The organism is Pseudomonas sp. H2_A10 (assembly GCF_054680085.1).
On sequence record NZ_CP162821.1, the window covers coordinates 1,402,025 to 1,419,664 of the forward strand.

Genomic DNA, 17,640 nt, shown 5'->3' on the forward strand with positions numbered 1-17,640 from the left:
CGCACGCGCTGTAAATGCAAAGTCAGTGGGGAATTATGCACGCTACTGCAACGATGCCTGTCGGACGTGTCCGCGACGGCGCTTTGGATCTGCTCAAGTGGCTGGCGCTGGTGTGCATGGTGCTGGACCACCTGCGTTATGTCGGTTTGAGCCTCGATGGCTTGTATGTGCCGGGGCGCCTGGCGTTCCCGTGGTTCTGCCTGGCGATTGCGGCTAACGTGCAGCGGGTGCGAAATACGCCCTTGGCCGGGCACTGGCGCTACCTGGGCTGGTTGCTGTTGTTCAGTGCGCTCAGCGAAGTGCCATACCGGTTGTTTATCGAGGATGCCGATACGTTGAATGTGCTGCCGACTCTGGCGCTGGGTTTGCTGGTTGCCAGAGGATGGCAGCAGAAGGCGCCTGTTGGTCGGGGGTTGGCGCTGATTGCGCTGTTGCTTGCGGGTGTGTTCAGCGCGCAGTTGATGTTCGGTTTATTTGGTGTATTGCTGCCGTTGGCCATGCTGCTGGTGTTCACCCGCCCTTGGTATTTCTGCCTGCTACCGGGCCTGGTGTGCGTGGCCGCCAACCAATGGCAAACCCTGCTCAATAGCGGCACGCCGGTGGCGCTGTTGGGGTTGGTCGCATGCCTGATCGCGCCATGGGTGGGTTTGGTCTTATTGCGACACGCCAAACATGTCGCGCCACCGCCCATGCGCCGCTGGGCGTATGCCGCTTATCCACTGCATTTCCTCCTGCTGCTGCTCGCCCGCCAGATCATCGCCTGACCCCCTCCCACACACGGCCTGTTCCACATTTGTTCTGCGTCGCAGAGGGAATGTCGTAAACGCACCTTTGCGTGGCGTCCGTAGGCATTTGACCTGCCTGCGCCAGCCCTACCATCGCATCAAAGGGCCCTGCACGGGCCTCAACAATACGAAAGGCTGGGAGAGACGCGATGTTCAGCAAGAAAGACCAGATCCAGGGTTATGACGATGCACTGCTGGCGGCGATGAACGCCGAGGAGCAGCGTCAGGAAGATCATATCGAGCTGATCGCGTCAGAGAACTACACCAGCAAGCGTGTGATGGAAGCGCAAGGCAGCGGCCTCACCAACAAATACGCCGAAGGCTACCCGGGCAAGCGCTACTACGGCGGCTGTGAGCACGTGGACAAGGTCGAGGCCCTGGCCATCGAACGCGCCAAGCAGCTGTTCGGCGCCGATTACGCCAACGTGCAGCCGCACTCCGGTTCGTCCGCCAACAGCGCCGTGTACCTGGCGCTGATCAATGCCGGCGACACCATCCTGGGCATGAGCCTGGCCCACGGCGGTCACCTGACCCACGGCGCCAAAGTGTCGTCCTCGGGCAAGCTGTACAACGCGGTGCAATACGGCATCAACACCGATACCGGCCTGATCGACTACGACGAAGTCGAGCGCCTGGCCGTCGAGTGCCAGCCGAAAATGATCGTGGCCGGTTTCTCCGCCTACTCCAAGACCCTGGACTTCCCACGCTTTCGCGCCATCGCCGACAAAGTAGGCGCGTTGCTGTTCGTGGACATGGCCCACGTCGCCGGCCTGGTCGCCGCCGACCTGTACCCGAACCCGCTGCCGTACGCCGACGTGGTCACCACCACCACCCACAAGACCCTGCGCGGTCCACGGGGCGGCCTGATTTTGGCCAAGGCCAACGAAGCGATTGAAAAGAAACTCAACGCCGCCGTATTCCCCGGCGCCCAGGGCGGCCCGCTGATGCACGTCATCGCCGGCAAGGCCGTGTGCTTCAAGGAAGCGCTGGAGCCAGGCTTCAAGGCCTACCAGCAACAAGTGATCGACAATGCCCAGGCCATGGCGAGCGTGTTTATCAAACGCGGCTACGATGTAGTGTCCGGCGGCACCGATAACCACCTGTTCCTGGTCAGCCTGATCCGTCAGGGCTTGACCGGCAAAGAGGCGGACGCCGCCCTCGGTCGCGCTCACATCACCGTCAACAAGAACGCGGTGCCGAATGACCCGCAGTCGCCGTTCGTGACCTCGGGCCTGCGTATCGGTACCCCGGCGGTGACCACGCGTGGTTTCAAAGTGCCGCAGTGCATCGAACTGGCCGGCTGGATCTGCGACATCCTCGACAACCTCGGCGACGCCGATGTCGAGGCCAACGTGGCCAAGCACGTGTCTGCCCTGTGCGCTGATTTCCCGGTTTATCGCTGAGCGCGGTTTTGGAGTAATGACTATGCAACGCTACTCGGGCTTCGGCCTCTTCAAGCACTCCCTCAGCCATCACGAAAACTGGCAGAAGATGTGGCGCACGCCGACCCCGAAAAAGGTCTACGACGTGGTCATCGTCGGCGGTGGCGGGCATGGTCTGGCGACCGCGTACTACCTGGCCAAAGAGCACGGCATCACCAACGTGGCCGTGGTCGAAAAAGGCTGGTTGGGCGGCGGCAACACCGCGCGCAACACCACCATCGTGCGCTCCAACTACCTGTGGGATGAGTCGGCGCACCTGTACGAACACGCGATGAAACTGTGGGAAGGCCTGTCCCAGGACCTCAACTACAACGTGATGTTCTCCCAGCGTGGCGTGTACAACCTGTGCCACACCTTGCAGGACATCCGCGATTCCGAACGCCGGGTGAGCGCCAACCGCCTCAACGGCGTGGACGGCGAACTGCTCAACGCCAAGCAAGTGGCCGACGAGATCCCGTACCTGGACTGCTCCAAGAACACCCGCTACCCGGTGCTCGGCGCCACCGTGCAACGGCGCGGCGGCGTGGCCCGTCACGATGCCGTGGCCTGGGGCTTTGCCCGCGCCGCTGACGCGCTCGGCGTGGACTTGATCCAGCAGACCGAAGTGATCGGGTTCCGTAAGGAAAACGGCGTGTGCATCGGTGTGGAAACCAACAAGGGTTTTATCGGCGCCAAGCGCGTCGGCGTGGTCACCGCCGGTAACTCCGGGCACATGGCCTCGCTGGCGGGCTTTCGCCTGCCGATCGAATCCCACCCGCTGCAAGCGTTGGTGTCGGAGCCGATCAAGCCGATCATCGACAGCGTGATCATGTCCAACGCCGTGCACGGTTACATCAGCCAGTCCGACAAGGGCGACCTGGTGATCGGCGCCGGTATCGACGGCTACAACGGCTACGGCCAGCGTGGTTCGTACCCGGTGATCGAGCACACCATCCAGGCTATCGTCGAGATGTTCCCGGTGCTGTCGCGGGTGCGCATGAACCGCCAGTGGGGCGGCATCGTCGACACCACGCCGGACGCCTGCCCGATCATCTCCAAGACCCCGGTGCCGAACATGTTCTTCAACTGCGGTTGGGGCACCGGTGGCTTCAAGGCCACCCCAGGCTCAGGCAACGTGTTTGCCGCCAGCCTGGCCAAGGGTGAAATGCACCCATTGGCCGCACCTTTTTCCATCGACCGTTTCCACAACGGTGCGCTGATCGACGAACACGGCGCTGCGGCCGTCGCCCACTAACAGGAGAAATCCCCTATGTTGCATATCTTCTGTCCTCACTGTGGCGAACTGCGCTCCGAAGAGGAATTCCACGCCGCCGGCCAAGCGCACATCCCGCGCCCGCTGGACCCGAATGCCTGCACCGACGAGCAGTGGGGCGACTACATGTTCTTTCGCGATAACCCGCGTGGCCTGCACCACGAGCTGTGGATTCACGCCGCCGGCTGCCGTCAGTATTTCAACGCCACCCGCGACACCCTGACCTACGAAATTCTTGAAACCTACAAGATCGGTGAGAAGCCTCAGTTCACCGCCAAGGCCTCTGGAGAGAAGGTATGAGCCAGATCAATCGCCTGTCCAACGGTGGCCGGATCGACCGTAATAAAGTCCTGACCTTCAGCTTCAACGGCCAGAGCTACAAAGGCTTTGAAGGCGACACCCTGGCCGCAGCCCTGCTGGCCAACGGCGTCGACATCATCGGCCGCAGCTTCAAGTACTCGCGCCCACGCGGTATCTTCGCCGCCGGCGCCGAGGAGCCGAACGCGGTGCTGCAGATCGGCGCCACCGAAGCCACGCAAATCCCTAACGTGCGCGCCACGCAACAGGCGCTGTACCAGGGCCTCGTCGCCACCAGCACCAACGGCTGGCCGAGCGTCAACAACGACATGATGGGGATTCTCGGCAAGGTCGGCGGCAAGCTGATGCCGCCGGGTTTCTACTACAAAACCTTTATGTACCCGCAATCGTTCTGGATGACTTACGAGAAGTACATCCGCAAGGCGGCGGGCCTGGGCCGTTCGCCCACCGAGAACGACCCGGACACCTACGATAACTTCAACCGTCACTGCGACGTGCTGGTCGTGGGCGCAGGCCCTGCGGGTTTGGCGGCTGCACTGGCGGCTGCACGCAGCGGTGCCCGTGTGATCATCGCCGATGAGCAGGAAGAGTTCGGCGGTTCCTTGCTCGATTCTCGCGAAAGCCTCGATGGCAAACCGGCCACCGAGTGGGTAGCCAGCGTTATCGCTGAACTCAAAGCCCTGCCGGACGTGGTGCTGTTGCCCCGCGCCACCGTCAACGGCTACCACGACCATAACTTCCTGACCATTCACGAGCGCCTCACCGACCACCTCGGTGATCGCGCGCCGATCGGCGTAGTGCGTCAGCGTATCCACCGTGTACGTGCCAAGCGTGTGGTGCTGGCCACCGGTGCGTGCGAGCGTCCGCTGGTGTACGGCAACAACGACGTGCCGGGCAACATGCTGGCCGGCGCGGTTTCCACCTACGTGCGTCGCTATGGCGTGGCGCCGGGTAAAAAACTGGTGCTGTCGACCAACAACGACCACGCCTACCGCGTTGCGCTGGACTGGCTGGATGCCGGCCTGCAGGTGGTGGCGGTGGCGGATGTGCGCCACAACCCACGCGGCGCGCTGGTGGAAGAAGCCCGCGCCAAAGGCATTCGGATCCTCACCGGCAGCGCTGTGGTCGAGGCTCGTGGCACCAAGCGTGTGAGCGCTGCGCGTGTCGCCGCGATTGACGTCAAGGCACACAAAGTCACCAGCCCCGGCGAGTGGCTGGACTGCGACCTGGTCGCCAGCTCCGGCGGCTACAGCCCGGTGGTCCACTTGGCTTCGCACTTGGGTGGCAAGCCGACCTGGCGTGAAGACATCCTCGGCTTTGTACCCGGTGAAGCCCCGCAAAAACGCGTGTGCGTGGGCGGCATCAATGGCGTCTACGGCCTCGGCGATTCCCTGGCCGACGGTTTTGAAGGCGGCGTGCGCGCCGCCAGCGAAGCCGGTTTTGCCCCGGTCGAAGGGACCCTGCCAAAGGCCCTGAGCCGGCTGGAAGAGCCGACCCTGGCGATTTACCAGGTGCCGCACGACAAGCCGACCGCACGTGCGCCCAAGCAATTCGTCGACCTGCAAAACGACGTCACCGCGGCCGCCATCGAACTGGCGACCCGCGAAGGTTTCGAGTCGGTCGAGCACGTCAAACGCTACACCGCGTTGGGCTTCGGCACCGACCAGGGCAAGTTGGGTAACGTCAACGGCCTGGCGATTGCTGCACGTTCGCTGAACGTGACCATCCCGCAGATGGGCACCACCATGTTCCGTCCCAACTACACGCCGGTAACCTTCGGCGCGGTGGCGGGCCGTCACTGTGGGCACATCTTCGAACCGGTGCGCTACACCGCGCTGCAAGCCTGGCACGTGAAGAACGGCGCCGAGTTTGAAGACGTCGGCCAGTGGAAACGCCCGTGGTACTTCCCACGTAACGGTGAAGACCTGCACGCCGCCGTGAAACGCGAATGCCTGGCGGTGCGCGACAGCGTCGACCTGCTGGACGCGTCCACCCTCGGCAAGATCGACATTCAAGGCCCGGATGCCCGCGAGTTCCTCAACCGCATCTACACCAACGCCTGGACCAAGCTCGATGTGGGCAAGGCGCGCTACGGCCTGATGTGCAAGGAAGACGGCATGGTCTTCGACGACGGTGTGACCGCCTGCCTGGCCGATAACCACTTCCTGATGACCACCACCACCGGCGGCGCGGCGCGCGTTCTGCAGTGGCTGGAAATCTACCAACAGACCGAATGGCCGGACCTGAAGGTGTACTTCACCTCGGTCACCGATCACTGGGCCACCATGACGTTGTCCGGCCCCAACAGCCGCAAGCTGCTCAGTGAAGTGACTGATATCGACCTGGACAAGGACGGCTTCCCGTTCATGACCTGGAAGGAAGGCCTGGTGGGCGGTGTACCGGCACGGGTGTTCCGTATCTCGTTTACCGGTGAGCTGTCGTATGAAGTGAACGTGCAGGCCGACTACGCCATGGGCGTGCTGGAAAAAATCGTCGAGGCCGGCAAGAAATACAACCTGACCCCGTACGGCACCGAAACCATGCACGTGCTGCGGGCCGAGAAGGGCTTCATCATCGTCGGCCAGGACACCGACGGCTCGATGACCCCGGACGACCTGAACATGGGCTGGTGCGTAGGCCGTACCAAGCCGTTCTCGTGGATCGGCTGGCGCGGGATGAACCGTGAAGACTGCGTGCGCGAAGAGCGTAAGCAGTTGGTGGGGCTCAAGCCGATCGACCCGAACGTGTGGCTGCCGGAAGGCGCGCAGTTGGTGTTCGATCCGAAGCAGACGATCCCGATGAAGATGGTGGGTCACGTTACCTCAAGCTATGCGCATAACTCCCTGGGCTACTCGTTTGCCATGGGTGTGGTCAAGGGCGGCTTGAAGCGCATCGGTGAGCGGGTGTTCTCGCCCCAGGCGGATGGCAGCGTGATCGAGGCGGAGATTGTGTCTTCGGTGTTCTTTGACCCGAAAGGCGATCGCCAGAACATCTGATAGACCGAGTTGCCTGCATCGGGGGCTTGCCCCCGATGAGGCCATCAGCCTCAAAACAGAATTCAAAACAGGTGCTTTATGACAGCAGCCAATGTTTACCAACAACGCCCCACCTCCGGCGCCAAGGCCGAGTCGTCGCTGCACCATGCCGACCTCGCCAGCCTGGTCGGCAAGGGCCGCAAGAACGCCGGCGTAACGGTGCGTGAAAAGAAACTCCTGGGTCACCTGACCCTTCGTGGCGATGGCCATGACGCCGCGTTCGCCGCTGGCGTACACAAGGCCCTGGGCATCGAACTGCCCGGCGCACTGAGCGTCATCGTCAAAGGCGACACCAGCCTGCAATGGCTTGGCCCTGACGAGTGGCTGTTGATCGTGCCGAGCGGTGAAGAGTTCGCCGCCGAGCAAAACCTGCGTGCCGCCCTGGGTGACTTGCATATCCAGATCGTCAACGTCAGTGGCGGCCAGCAGATCCTTGAACTCAGCGGCCCGAACGTGCGCGATGTGCTGATGAAGTCCACCAGCTACGACGTGCACCCCAACAACTTCCCGGTGGGCAAGGCGGTGGGCACGGTGTTCGCCAAGTCGCAACTGGTGATCCGTCACACCGCTGAAGACACCTGGGAACTGCTGATTCGTCGCAGCTTCTCGGACTACTGGTGGTTGTGGCTGCAAGACGCCTCGGCCGAATTTGGCCTGAGCGTTCAAGCCTGAGGAATCGCCGATGAGCCGCGCACCCGATACATGGATTTTGACCGCCGACTGCCCCAGCGTGCTCGGCACGGTGGACGCGGTTACCCGCTACCTGTTCGAGCAGGGTTGCTATGTGACCGAACACCACTCGTTCGATGACCGCCTCTCTGGCCGGTTTTTTATTCGGGTGGAATTCCGTCAGCCCGACGGCTTCGACGAGCAGGCGTTCCGCGATGGCCTGGCCACGCGCGGCGAAGCCTTTGGCATGATCTTCGAGCTGACGGCGCCGAACTATCGGCCAAAAGTGGTGATCATGGTCTCCAAGGCCGATCACTGCCTCAATGATCTGCTGTACCGCCAACGCATCGGCCAGCTGTCGATGGACGTGGTCGCGGTGGTGTCCAACCACCCCGATCTCAAACCTTTGGCCGACTGGCACCAGATTCCCTACTACCATTTCCCCCTCGACCCTAACGACAAACCGTCCCAGGAGCGTCAAGTGTGGCAAGTGGTGGAAGACACCGGCGCGGAACTGGTGATCCTTGCGCGTTACATGCAAGTGCTGTCGCCAGAGCTATGCCGAAAGCTCGATGGCAAGGCCATCAACATCCACCACTCGTTGCTACCGGGGTTCAAGGGCGCCAAGCCGTACCACCAGGCATACAACAAGGGCGTGAAACTGGTGGGCGCCACCGCGCATTACATCAACAACGATCTGGACGAAGGCCCGATCATCGCCCAGGGCGTGGAGGTGGTGGACCACAGCCACTATCCCGAGGATCTGATTGCCAAGGGGCGGGACATCGAAGGGCTGACATTGGCGCGGGCGGTGGGGTATCACATTGAGCGGCGGGTGTTTCTGAACGCCAATCGCACGGTGGTGCTCTGACTGACGCCATCGGGAGCAAGCCCCCGATGAGGCCCTTACAAACAACACAAGCAACAGCATCTGTACCCGAGCACTTAACGCGCTGCCCCAAGGGCAACGCAGTTCCATAAAAACAACAGCGAGGTGAAAGCATGTCTGGTAATCGTGGTGTCGTGTATCTCGGCAACGGCAAGGTCGAAGTACAGAAAATCGACTATCCCAAAATGCAGGACCCCCGTGGCAGGAAGATTGAGCACGGCGTCATCCTGCGCGTGGTCTCCACCAACATCTGCGGCTCCGACCAACACATGGTGCGCGGCCGCACCACCGCCCAGACCGGCCTGGTGCTCGGTCACGAGATCACCGGTGAAGTGATCGAGAAGGGCAGCGACGTCGAAAACCTGAAAATCGGCGACCTGGTTTCGGTACCCTTCAACGTGGCGTGCGGCCGCTGCCGTTCGTGCAAAGAGCAACACACCGGCGTGTGCCTCACCGTTAACCCGGCACGTGCCGGCGGTGCCTACGGCTACGTCGACATGGGTGACTGGACCGGCGGCCAGGCCGAATACGTGCTGGTGCCGTACGCCGACTTCAACCTGCTGAAACTGCCGGATCGCGACAAGGCCATGGAGAAAATCCGTGACCTGACCTGCCTCTCCGACATTCTCCCCACCGGCTACCACGGCGCCGTCACTGCCGGCGTTGGCCCAGGCAGCACCGTGTACATCGCCGGTGCCGGCCCGGTCGGCCTGGCCGCTGCCGCTTCCGCCCGCCTGCTCGGCGCGGCGGTGGTGATCGTGGGTGACGTCAACTCCATCCGCCTGGCCCACGCCAAGGCCCAGGGCTTTGAAGTGGTCGACCTGTCCACCGATACCCCGCTGCACGAACAGATCGCCGCACTGCTCGGCGAGCCGGAAGTGGACTGCGCCGTCGACTGCGTAGGTTTTGAAGCGCGCGGCCACGGCCACGATGGCGTCAAGGCCGAAGCCCCGGCCACCGTGCTCAACTCATTGATGGGCGTGGTACGCGTGGCCGGCAAGATCGGTATCCCTGGCCTGTACGTCACCGAAGACCCAGGCGCTGTCGACGCTGCCGCCAAAATGGGCAGCCTGAGCATCCGCTTCGGCCTGGGCTGGGCCAAATCCCACAGCTTCCACACCGGGCAGACGCCAGTGATGAAGTACAACCGCCAACTGATGCAGGCGATCATGTGGGACCGCATCAACATTGCCGAAATCGTCGGCGTGCAGGTGATCAGCCTGGATGACGCGCCACGGGGCTATGGCGAGTTCGATGCGGGCGTGCCGAAGAAGTTTGTGATTGATCCGCATAAGTTGTTCAGTGCGGCGTAACGCGGCGGAAAAATGAAAAGGGCGGCCTACGGGTCGCCCTTTTTTGTGTCTGCCGCTTAGCCTGCAACCGCTGAGCTATACGCCCCCTCCCACATGGATTTTGTGGTGCCTGGAGAGGCCCGGAACAATGTGTCGGATACCCAGTCCAACGCCTGCTTTCGCCCTATATCCAGAGGTTGCCCCCATGAAAATTTCACGCGGTTTCGCCCTTTCCTGCCTGCTGGCCATGGCCGCCGGCCCGGTGTTCGCCGCAGGCTTCAGCCTTGGCGATGCGGCGAACGCCATTGCCGGCATGCAGGGCGGGAACAATAAAGCCGCTGCCGCTGCGCCGTCGTCCGAGACGGCCGACCTGTTGACCGCGTTGACCTCGCAATTGAATGTCACCCCCGAGCAAGCCATCGGCGGCACGGGCGCGATGCTGGGGTTGGCCAAGAACCAACTGGGCGGTAATGACTACTCGCAACTGGCCAAGAGCGTGCCCGGGCTGGACAAGCTGTCCGGCGACAATGCACTGGGCAGCCTCGGCGCCTTGAGCGGCTTGCTCGGCCAGACCGGTGGCAGCAAGACCAGCGGCCTGGATGGCCTGCTGGGTAACGTGAAAGACACCAACGACCTGAACACCGCGTTCAGCGCCCTGGGTATGGACGGCGGCATGATCAGCCAGTTTGCACCCGTGATCCTGAGCTACCTGGGCAGCCAGGGCACCAGCAGCTCAGTGTTGGGCAAGTTGGCCCAGGCCTGGGGCACCGGCAGCTAAATACACTCCGCGCGCGACGCTTGGATGCGTGCATCCTTCTCCTGCCAGAGCTGGTTGACCCAGTTCTGGACGGTCTGGCGAAACGCCGGATCATTTTCGTAGTCCCCTTGCCACAATGCCGGGTCAAGCTCGCGGGTGCGGATATCGATGATCACCTTCGGCACCGCGCCGCTGATCAAGTCCCAGAAACCCGGAATTTTCTGCTGCGGATACACCACGGTGACGTCGAGGATCGCATCCAGCTGTTCACCCATCGCCGCCAGCACAAACGCCACGCCGCCCGCCTTGGGCTTGAGCAACCGCGTGAATGGCGAACCCTGCTGTTTGCGCTTGGCCTCGCTGAACCGTGTGCCTTCCAGGTAATTGACCACTGTGACCGGTTGGCGCTTGAACAGCTCGCAGGCCGCTTTGGTGATCTTCAGGTCCTGCCCGGCCAGCTCCGGGTATTTGGCCAGGAACGCCTTGGTGTAGCGCTTCATGAAGGGGTAGTCCAGCGCCCACCAGGCCAGGCCCAGGAAGGGTACCCAGATCAGCTCTTTTTTCAGGAAGAATTTGAAGAACGGCGTGCGTCGGTTCAGCGCCTGGATCAGTGCCGGGATATCCACCCAGGACTGGTGGTTGCTGATCACCAGGTAGCTGGTGTCGCCACGCAGGTTCTCGCCGCCGCGAATATCCCATTGGGTCGGGATGCACATCGCGAAGATCGCCTTGTCGATCTCGGCCCAGGTTTCGGCGATCCACATCACCGCCCATGACATGTAGTCGCGAGAGCGACCCGGTGCCACCAGCTTGAGCAGGGCGAACACCATCAAGGGGCCGATCAGGATCAGCGTATTGAGTAACAGCAGCAGTGTGACCAGACAGCCGGTGAGCAGGCGGCGCATAAGCAACTCTTGGAAGGGTGTGGGCGGGCCATGATAAGAGAGCCGGGCCCGCAGGCCAAATTGCAAACCGACGGACGAATATTTCACCCGGTGCCCGTTATGCTCGGGCCAGCTAACTAAGTGCTGCCTTTGCGGTCTAGAATCCGTCTACTTCTTTCCGAGGACATCCCTTCGTGAAACTGCTATTTGCCTCGCTCGTCCTGGTTGCCCTGCCCGTCATGGCCGCCGAGCCGACCCTCTACGGTCGCTACGAATACATCCAGTTGCCGGAGATCGGCGAAACCTTCAAGGCCAAGATGGACACCGGCGCGCTGACCGCCTCGCTGTCGGCCCGTGACATCGAAACCTTCACCCGTGATGGCGATGACTGGGTGCGCTTCCGTCTCGGTGGCAAGGACGCGTCCAACAAGGTCTACGAACACAAGGTGTCGCGCATCAGCAAGATCAAGAGCCGCGCCGACGAAGACGACGACAAGGACGAGGCCAGCGTGACCAAGCGCCCGGTGGTCGACCTGGAAATGTGCCTGGGCAACGTCAAGCGCACCGTCGAGGTCAACCTCACCGACCGCAGCAGCTTCAACTACCCGCTGCTGATCGGCGCCAAGGCCCTGCGTGAATTCGGCGCTGCGGTAAACCCGGCTCGTCGGTACACTGCCGACAAACCGGACTGCTGACGGACCAAAATGCCCCACATCCTGATTGTCGAAGACGAAGCGGCGATAGCCGACACGCTGATATTCGCCCTGCAAGGCGAGGGCTTCACCACCACCTGGCTGAGCCTTGGCCAGGCGGCGTTGGAGCATCAGCGCCAGGCCCCGGCCGACCTGATCATCCTCGACATCGGCCTGCCCGACATCAGCGGTTTTGAAACCTGCAAGCAATTGCGCCGCTTCAGTGAAGTGCCGGTGATGTTCCTCAGCGCCCGGGACGGCGAGATCGACCGCGTGGTGGGGCTGGAGATCGGCGCCGACGATTATGTGGTCAAGCCGTTCAGCCCACGGGAAGTGGCGGCGCGGGTGCGGGCGATCCTCAAGCGGGTCGGCCCCGGTGCCGCGCCGGCGCTGTTCCAGGTCGACCTGGAACGCATGCAGATCCACTATCGCGGCCAGCCCCTGAACCTGACCCGTCACGAATTCCGCCTGCTGCAAAGCCTGCTGGACCAACCCGAGCGGGTCTTCAGCCGCGAGCAATTGCTGGACGCGGTGGGCGTGCCGGCCGATGCCGGTTACGAGCGCAATATCGACAGCCATATCAAAAGCCTGCGCAGCAAACTGCGGGCCGTGGCGGCGCAGGCTGAGCCGATCCAGACCCATCGCGGCCTCGGCTACAGCTATAGCCCGAGCAACAGCTGATGCGCCTGGGGCTGCGGATTTTCCTGGTGTACGCGCTGTTTATCGGCCTCACCGGTTACTTCGTGCTCAGCACGGTGATGCAGGAGATCCGCCCTGGCGTGCGCCAGTCCACCGAAGAAACCCTGGTGGACACCGCCAACCTGCTGGCCGAGATCCTGCGCGAAGACGTGAAGAACCGCACCCTTGGCCAAAGCCACTGGCCGCAGGTGCTCAAGGCCTACGGCAATCGTCAGCCGGGCGCGACCATCTGGGGCCTGCCGAAAAACCAGGTCAATCACCGTATCTACGTGACCGACGCCAAGGGCACGGTGTTGCTCGACTCCAGCGGCGACGCGGTGGGCCAGGACTACTCCAAATGGAACGACGTGTACCTGACCCTGCGCGGCGAATACGGTGCGCGCTCCACCCGCAGCAACGCAGATGACGCCACGTCGTCGGTGATGCACGTGGGCGCGCCGATCCGCGACAACGGCCATATCATCGGCGTGGTCACCGTGGCCAAGCCCAACAGCTCGTTGCAACCCTATGTCGACCGCACTGAGCGGCGCCTGCTGTGGTACGGCGCCGGGTTGGTGATCCTGGGTTTGCTGTTGGGCGCGTTGTTGTCGTGGTGGCTGAGCGTGGCCTTGCGACGCCTGACCGCCTACGCCGAAGCGGTCAGCGAGGGGCGACGGGCCGAGTTGCCGCATTATCGCGGCGGTGAGTTGAAGCAGTTATCCACGGCGGTGGAGCACATGCGCACGCAACTGGAGGGCAAGGCCTACGTCGAACATTACGTGCACACCCTGACCCACGAGCTGAAAAGCCCATTGGCCGCGATCCGTGGCGCGGCGGAACTGCTGCAGGGCGATATGAGCCGCGAGCAGCAGCAGCGCTTTGTCGGCAATATCGACAGTGAGAGTGCGCGCCTGCAACAGTTGATCGAGCGCCTGCTGAACCTGGCGCAGGTGGAGCAGCGCCAGGGGTTGGAAGAGCAGTCGAGCATCGCGCTGGGTGCCTTGGTCGACGCGGTGCTCAAGGCTCAATGCGCACGAATCGAAGGGGCTGGGCTGCGTGTGGAGCAGGCGATTGCGGCTGACGTGAAGGTGTTCGGCGAACCCTTCCTGCTGCGCCAGGCCCTGGGCAACCTGCTGGAAAACGCCCTGGACTTCACACCGCCCGGCGGTCTGTTGAAGTTCAGTGCGCAGACGCTGCACAACGATGTGCAGGTTAGCCTGTTCAACCAGGCCGCACCGATTCCCGACTATGCATTGCCGCGCCTGAGCGAACGTTTTTATTCGCTGCCACGCCCCGCGAGCGGGCGCAAAAGCACGGGCCTGGGCCTCAATTTTGTCGAAGAGGTGATGAAGCTGCACGGCGGCGCGTTGCAGATCGGCAATGTGCCGGGCGGCGTGCAGGTGGTGCTGCATCTCCACACAGTCTCCACATTGCCCACATAAAACACCCACATGCGCGGCTCACTCTGCCCTCATCAAAACAGGGAGAGACCCATGAACCGCAGCCTGCTTTTCAAACTTGGCGCGATTGCGCTGCTGATCCTGCTGTTGCTGATTCCGTTGCTGATGATCAACGGCATCATCAGCGACCGCCAGCAACTGCGCGACGGCGTATTGATGGACATCGCGCGCAGCTCCAGTTACGCCCAACGTATTACCGGGCCGGTGATGGTGGTGCCGTATCGCAAGACCGTGCGTGAGTGGAAGCTTAATGAAAAGCTCAACAAGCGCTACGAGGTCACCCGTGAAGAGCGCGGCCGCCTGTACTTCCTGCCGGACCGTTTTGAACTCGACGGCAAGGTGCAGACCGAACTGCGCGCACGCGGCATTTACCAGGCGCGGTTGTTTCATGCCGATAACCGCATCGCGGGGCGTTTCGAGCTGCCTGCACAGTTGGGGATCACTGAAAACTTTGCCGACTACCGCTTCGAACCGGCCTTTCTGGCGGTGGGCATCAGCGACATTCGCGGCATTGAAAACTCACTGAACCTTGAGCTTGGCAGCCAGCGCCTGGAGTTCTCGCCGGGCTCGCAAGTGGATTGGCTGGGCGAAGGCGTGCACGTGGCGCTGCCCGAGCTGGACAGTAAAAAACCGGCCGTGGTGGACTTCGCCTTCGACCTGCGCCTGCAAGGCACCGAGCAACTGCAAGTGGTGCCGGTGGGCAAGACCAGCCAGGTGTCACTGGCCTCCAACTGGCCGCACCCCAGCTTTATCGGCAACTTTCTGCCGACACAACGGGCGATCGACGAGAAGGGGTTTACGGCCAACTGGCAGACCTCGTTCTTCTCAACCAACCTCGAACAAGCCCTGCAAACCTGCCTGGACGCACAAGGCTGTGATGACTTCAACAGCCGCAGCTTCGGCGTGAACTTCATCGACCCGGTGGACCAGTACCTCAAGAGCGACCGCGCGATCAAATATGCGCTGCTGTTTATCGCCCTGACCTTTGCCGGCTTCTTCCTGTTCGAAGTGCTCAAGAGCCTGGCGGTACACCCGATTCAATATGCACTGGTGGGGGTGGCCCTGGCGTTTTTCTACCTGTTGCTGTTGTCGTTGTCCGAGCACCTGGGGTTTGCCTTGGCGTACCTGATCTCGGCGAGTGCCTGCGTGTTGCTGATCGGGTTTTACGTGTGCCATGTGCTGCGCAGCGTGACCCGTGGCCTGGGGTTCTCGGCGGGGTTGGCGGCGTTGTATGGCTTGTTGTACGGGCTGTTGAGCGCCGAGGACTATGCGTTGCTGATGGGCTCGGTGTTGCTGTTCGGCCTGCTGGGCACGGTGATGGTGCTGACACGTAAGCTCGATTGGTATGGCGTGGGCAAGCGCAAGGGGGTTGAACCGTTGGCGTTTGATCTGGAGGCAGTGCAATGATCGGGTTGCGCGAGGATCAGCAAGAGGGGGCGCAGTTGGCCGCAAGGATCGTCACCTTCCTCACGACCACCATCGCCCACTGTGGCAAGCCCCCTCTCACATTGGCTCGGCGTGAATGTCAGATCGGCGGCTGGGTCTGCTGCATCGAAGGCCGCTGGCTGACCTCGGCGTACCAGGCGGCAAGCTGTGGGTTGGCCGACCGCCAGGGCATGTCCGGATGGCGAAAATCCAGGTAACCCAAGGCGCAGGCCGCGCTGATGGCGGCGATGTCGAAATGGCTGGCCAGTTCGGCAATGGCGTCCTGCTCCAGCTCGGCGAGGGTGCGGTTGATCTTGTTGCGCTGTTCGTCGAGCCACTGGTCCCAGTGTTTTTCCACCGGGCGCAGGGCGGTTTCGTAACGTACCAGCACGGCGGCGTCCATGATGCCGTCGGCCATGGAGGCCAGGGTCAGGCGACGCCAGCGCGCCGAGCCGTCGCGGGGGATCAGTGGGTTGCCGACGTGCTGGTGGTCGAAGTAATCCAGGATCACCCGGCTGTCGTGCAGCACGCTGCCGTCGGCCAGGCGCAGGGCGGGGATCTTGCCCACGGGGTTGCCTTGTATCACCTGGGCATCCGGGGTTACCGGGGTCGGCACGCAGGCGTGCAGGCCCACGCGGTCCTGCTGGCCGGTTTCGAGCAGCAACACGCGGACTTTGCGCACGAACGGTGAAGCGGGGTTGTGGAACAAGGTCATGCTGGGCGCGGACATGGGCATTCCTCTCAATGGGCTGTGGCTAGCCTAGAGGGTTGCGCGCCGCTTGAACAACCCCCAAACGCCTATCACAGCAGGCACGCCCAACCCCACCCAACTGAGCGAATCCCACAGCCCATCCCCCAGCAACGCCGCGCACAGCCCGGCGGCGCTGAGCAGGCCAACCCCCAGCGGCAGGCCAAACACCTTCCAGAAGTTCGACTGGCGCGGCTTCATGCCTTGCCTGCCTTGCGCCGCGCGATCCACAGGTAAACGCCACTGCCGAGCACGATGATGGTCAGCACGTCCAGCACCGCCCACAGGATCTTCATCGGCATGCCGCCGTAGTCACCAAAGTGCAGCGGCTGGGACAGGCCCATGGCGTCCATGTACCACGGCCGTTCGGCGATGGCGGTGACAGCCAGGGTGCGGGCATCGATCAGCACCGGGGTGAGCAAATGCGACGTCAGGTGGGTGCCGCCTTTCATGAATACGGCGTAGTGATGCTCGCTGGAAAAGCGCGTGCCGGGGAAGGCAATGAAGTCCGGCTGCATGCCGGGCGCCGCCTTGGCGGCGATGCTCAGCAGGTCGCTGGCGGGTGCGCGTTGGGTCAGTGGCGGGGCGTTTGTGTAGGGCGCGATCATCGCGCTGAGGCTGTCCTGGCGCCAGGCGGCGATGATCAGGTCGGCGCAGGCGCTGATCACGCCGGTCACGCCCACCACCAGCGCCCAGGTCAGCGTGACCACGCCGATCAGGTTATGCAGGTCGAGCCAGCGCAGGCGGGTGGACTTGTCCCGGCGCACGGTGGCGAACTTCAAGCGGCGCATGAACGGCAGGTACAGCACGGTGCCGGAGATCATCGCGAGCACAAACAGAACACCCATGAACGCCAGCCATAACTTGCCCGGCAGCCCGGCAAACATATCCACATGCAAGCGCAGCAGGAACAGCGTGAAGCCGCCGTTGGCCGCCGGCATTGGCACCGACTCGCCGGTGCGCGCATCGAGCATGAAGGTATGGGACGCATTGGGCTCGGTGCCGGCGGTGGCGGCCATGATTGCGATCACGCCGTTCTTGTCATCCTCGTCCCAGGCCAAGTACTGCAGCGCCTCGCCGGGGCGTTGGGCCTGGGCCTTGGCCACCAGTTGCTCAAGGTTGAGCTGCGGCGTATCGGCGGGCATCCGCGCCAGTTCGGGCTCGTTGCCCAGCAGGTGATCGATCTCATGGTGAAACACCAGCGGCAGGCCGGTGAGGGCGAGCAGCAGCAGGAACAGCGTGCAGATCAGGCTGGTCCAGGTGTGGATGAAGGACCAGCGGCGGATGGTTTTGCTTTTCATGTTCTAGCCTTGG

The 17,640-nt window shown here is 62.8% G+C and carries 17 protein-coding genes; 13 read left to right on the forward strand and 4 right to left on the reverse strand.

Translation table 11 applies throughout. The features are described 5' to 3' along the window. Nucleotides 1-35: 35 nt before the first annotated feature. From AB4O23_RS06425 to AB4O23_RS06465, 9 genes are all read left to right on the forward strand, one after another. Nucleotides 36-764, forward strand: coding sequence for a TraX family protein (locus AB4O23_RS06425; RefSeq protein WP_065879356.1), 729 nt, complete (start codon nt 36-38; stop codon nt 762-764). Between the two features lie 170 nt (nt 765-934). Then, nucleotides 935-2,188, forward strand: a complete 1,254-nt coding sequence (gene glyA / locus AB4O23_RS06430; protein ID WP_460085137.1) for a serine hydroxymethyltransferase — start codon at nt 935-937, stop codon at nt 2,186-2,188. A gap of 22 nt (nt 2,189-2,210) precedes the next feature. Further along, the gene (locus AB4O23_RS06435) at nt 2,211-3,461 is read left to right on the forward strand and encodes a sarcosine oxidase subunit beta (RefSeq protein WP_010207084.1); all 1,251 of its coding nucleotides are present in this window, start codon (nt 2,211-2,213) and stop codon (nt 3,459-3,461) included. Nucleotides 3,462-3,476: 15 nt separating this feature from the next. Further along, nucleotides 3,477-3,779 (forward strand): sarcosine oxidase subunit delta, encoded by a 303-nt coding sequence (locus AB4O23_RS06440; protein ID WP_017530747.1) that lies wholly within the window; start codon nt 3,477-3,479, stop codon nt 3,777-3,779. Further along, entirely contained in the window at nt 3,776-6,793 is a 3,018-nt protein-coding gene (locus tag AB4O23_RS06445; protein ID WP_460062643.1) for a sarcosine oxidase subunit alpha, read from the forward strand. Before AB4O23_RS06440 ends, AB4O23_RS06445 begins: the two co-directional genes overlap by 4 nt. A 78-nt stretch (nt 6,794-6,871) precedes the next feature. Then, a complete protein-coding gene (locus AB4O23_RS06450; RefSeq protein ID WP_017530749.1) occupies nt 6,872-7,504 on the forward strand; it encodes a sarcosine oxidase subunit gamma in 633 nt (210 codons plus the stop codon). A 10-nt stretch (nt 7,505-7,514) separates the two neighbouring features. Then, nucleotides 7,515-8,372 carry a formyltetrahydrofolate deformylase gene (gene purU / locus AB4O23_RS06455; protein ID WP_005792124.1) on the forward strand — a complete coding sequence of 286 codons (858 nt, stop codon included), beginning with the start codon at nt 7,515-7,517 and terminating at the stop codon, nt 8,370-8,372. A 131-nt stretch (nt 8,373-8,503) separates the two neighbouring features. Then, nucleotides 8,504-9,703 carry a formaldehyde dehydrogenase, glutathione-independent gene (gene fdhA / locus AB4O23_RS06460; RefSeq protein ID WP_017530750.1) on the forward strand — a complete coding sequence of 400 codons (1,200 nt, stop codon included), beginning with the start codon at nt 8,504-8,506 and terminating at the stop codon, nt 9,701-9,703. Between the two features lie 184 nt (nt 9,704-9,887). Continuing rightward, nucleotides 9,888-10,460 (forward strand): DUF2780 domain-containing protein, encoded by a 573-nt coding sequence (locus AB4O23_RS06465; RefSeq protein ID WP_065879359.1) that lies wholly within the window; start codon nt 9,888-9,890, stop codon nt 10,458-10,460. On the opposite strand, the gene AB4O23_RS06470 is transcribed toward AB4O23_RS06465, so the two are convergent. Further along, a complete protein-coding gene (locus AB4O23_RS06470; protein WP_065879360.1) occupies nt 10,457-11,344 on the reverse strand; it encodes an acyltransferase in 888 nt (295 codons plus the stop codon). The two genes, AB4O23_RS06465 and AB4O23_RS06470, sit on opposite strands and share 4 nt — an antisense overlap. 173 nt (nt 11,345-11,517) lie before the next feature. Here AB4O23_RS06470 and rloA2 point away from each other — a divergent pair, with 173 nt between their 5' ends. Genes rloA2 through creD form a run of 4 tightly spaced genes read left to right on the forward strand, consistent with a single transcriptional unit; the run spans nt 11,518 to nt 15,560 of the window. Beyond that, complete coding sequence (gene rloA2, locus AB4O23_RS06475; protein WP_017530753.1) at nt 11,518-12,018, forward strand: retropepsin-like aspartic peptidase RloA2; 501 nt, start codon at nt 11,518-11,520, stop codon at nt 12,016-12,018. Between the two features lie 9 nt (nt 12,019-12,027). Beyond that, nucleotides 12,028-12,696: a two-component system response regulator CreB gene (creB, locus tag AB4O23_RS06480; RefSeq protein ID WP_017530754.1), complete on the forward strand. Its 669-nt coding sequence runs from the start codon at nt 12,028-12,030 to the stop codon at nt 12,694-12,696. Next, nucleotides 12,696-14,135: a two-component system sensor histidine kinase CreC gene (gene creC, locus AB4O23_RS06485; protein ID WP_017530755.1), complete on the forward strand. Its 1,440-nt coding sequence runs from the start codon at nt 12,696-12,698 to the stop codon at nt 14,133-14,135. Before creB ends, creC begins: the two co-directional genes overlap by 1 nt. Nucleotides 14,136-14,186: 51 nt before the next feature. Next, the gene (gene creD, locus AB4O23_RS06490) at nt 14,187-15,560 is read left to right on the forward strand and encodes a cell envelope integrity protein CreD (protein WP_460062647.1); all 1,374 of its coding nucleotides are present in this window, start codon (nt 14,187-14,189) and stop codon (nt 15,558-15,560) included. 118 nt (nt 15,561-15,678) lie between these two features. Here creD and AB4O23_RS06495 read toward each other — a convergent pair whose 3' ends face one another. The 3 genes from AB4O23_RS06495 to AB4O23_RS06505 are packed head-to-tail and all read right to left on the reverse strand — an operon-like array spanning nt 15,679 to nt 17,627. Next, nucleotides 15,679-16,308: a glutathione S-transferase family protein gene (locus AB4O23_RS06495; RefSeq protein ID WP_460062649.1), complete on the reverse strand. Its 630-nt coding sequence runs from the start codon at nt 16,306-16,308 to the stop codon at nt 15,679-15,681. 30 nt (nt 16,309-16,338) lie between these two features. Continuing rightward, the gene (locus AB4O23_RS06500) at nt 16,339-16,527 is read right to left on the reverse strand and encodes a hypothetical protein (protein WP_017530758.1); all 189 of its coding nucleotides are present in this window, start codon (nt 16,525-16,527) and stop codon (nt 16,339-16,341) included. Further along, nucleotides 16,524-17,627, reverse strand: coding sequence for a PepSY-associated TM helix domain-containing protein (locus tag AB4O23_RS06505; protein WP_068935664.1), 1,104 nt, complete (start codon nt 17,625-17,627; stop codon nt 16,524-16,526). The genes AB4O23_RS06500 and AB4O23_RS06505 overlap by 4 nt, the downstream gene beginning before the upstream one ends. Nucleotides 17,628-17,640 lie beyond the last annotated feature (13 nt).

Excerpts from the sequence above, each read along its gene's own strand:
- AB4O23_RS06425 (WP_065879356.1), top strand. The coding sequence starts at position 36 with ATGCACGCTACTGCAACGATGCCTGTCGGACGTGTCCGCGACGGCGCT.
- glyA (WP_460085137.1), top strand. The coding sequence starts at position 935 with ATGTTCAGCAAGAAAGACCAGATCCAGGGTTATGACGATGCACTGCTG.
- AB4O23_RS06435 (WP_010207084.1), top strand. The coding sequence starts at position 2,211 with ATGCAACGCTACTCGGGCTTCGGCCTCTTCAAGCACTCCCTCAGCCAT.
- AB4O23_RS06440 (WP_017530747.1), top strand. The coding sequence starts at position 3,477 with ATGTTGCATATCTTCTGTCCTCACTGTGGCGAACTGCGCTCCGAAGAG.
- AB4O23_RS06445 (WP_460062643.1), top strand. The coding sequence starts at position 3,776 with ATGAGCCAGATCAATCGCCTGTCCAACGGTGGCCGGATCGACCGTAAT.
- AB4O23_RS06450 (WP_017530749.1), top strand. The coding sequence starts at position 6,872 with ATGACAGCAGCCAATGTTTACCAACAACGCCCCACCTCCGGCGCCAAG.
- purU (WP_005792124.1), top strand. The coding sequence starts at position 7,515 with ATGAGCCGCGCACCCGATACATGGATTTTGACCGCCGACTGCCCCAGC.
- fdhA (WP_017530750.1), top strand. The coding sequence starts at position 8,504 with ATGTCTGGTAATCGTGGTGTCGTGTATCTCGGCAACGGCAAGGTCGAA.
- AB4O23_RS06465 (WP_065879359.1), top strand. The coding sequence starts at position 9,888 with ATGAAAATTTCACGCGGTTTCGCCCTTTCCTGCCTGCTGGCCATGGCC.
- AB4O23_RS06470 (WP_065879360.1), bottom strand. The coding sequence starts at position 11,344 with ATGCGCCGCCTGCTCACCGGCTGTCTGGTCACACTGCTGCTGTTACTC.
- creB (WP_017530754.1), top strand. The coding sequence starts at position 12,028 with ATGCCCCACATCCTGATTGTCGAAGACGAAGCGGCGATAGCCGACACG.
- creC (WP_017530755.1), top strand. The coding sequence starts at position 12,696 with ATGCGCCTGGGGCTGCGGATTTTCCTGGTGTACGCGCTGTTTATCGGC.
- creD (WP_460062647.1), top strand. The coding sequence starts at position 14,187 with ATGAACCGCAGCCTGCTTTTCAAACTTGGCGCGATTGCGCTGCTGATC.
- AB4O23_RS06495 (WP_460062649.1), bottom strand. The coding sequence starts at position 16,308 with ATGTCCGCGCCCAGCATGACCTTGTTCCACAACCCCGCTTCACCGTTC.
- AB4O23_RS06500 (WP_017530758.1), bottom strand. The coding sequence starts at position 16,527 with ATGAAGCCGCGCCAGTCGAACTTCTGGAAGGTGTTTGGCCTGCCGCTG.
- AB4O23_RS06505 (WP_068935664.1), bottom strand. The coding sequence starts at position 17,627 with ATGAAAAGCAAAACCATCCGCCGCTGGTCCTTCATCCACACCTGGACC.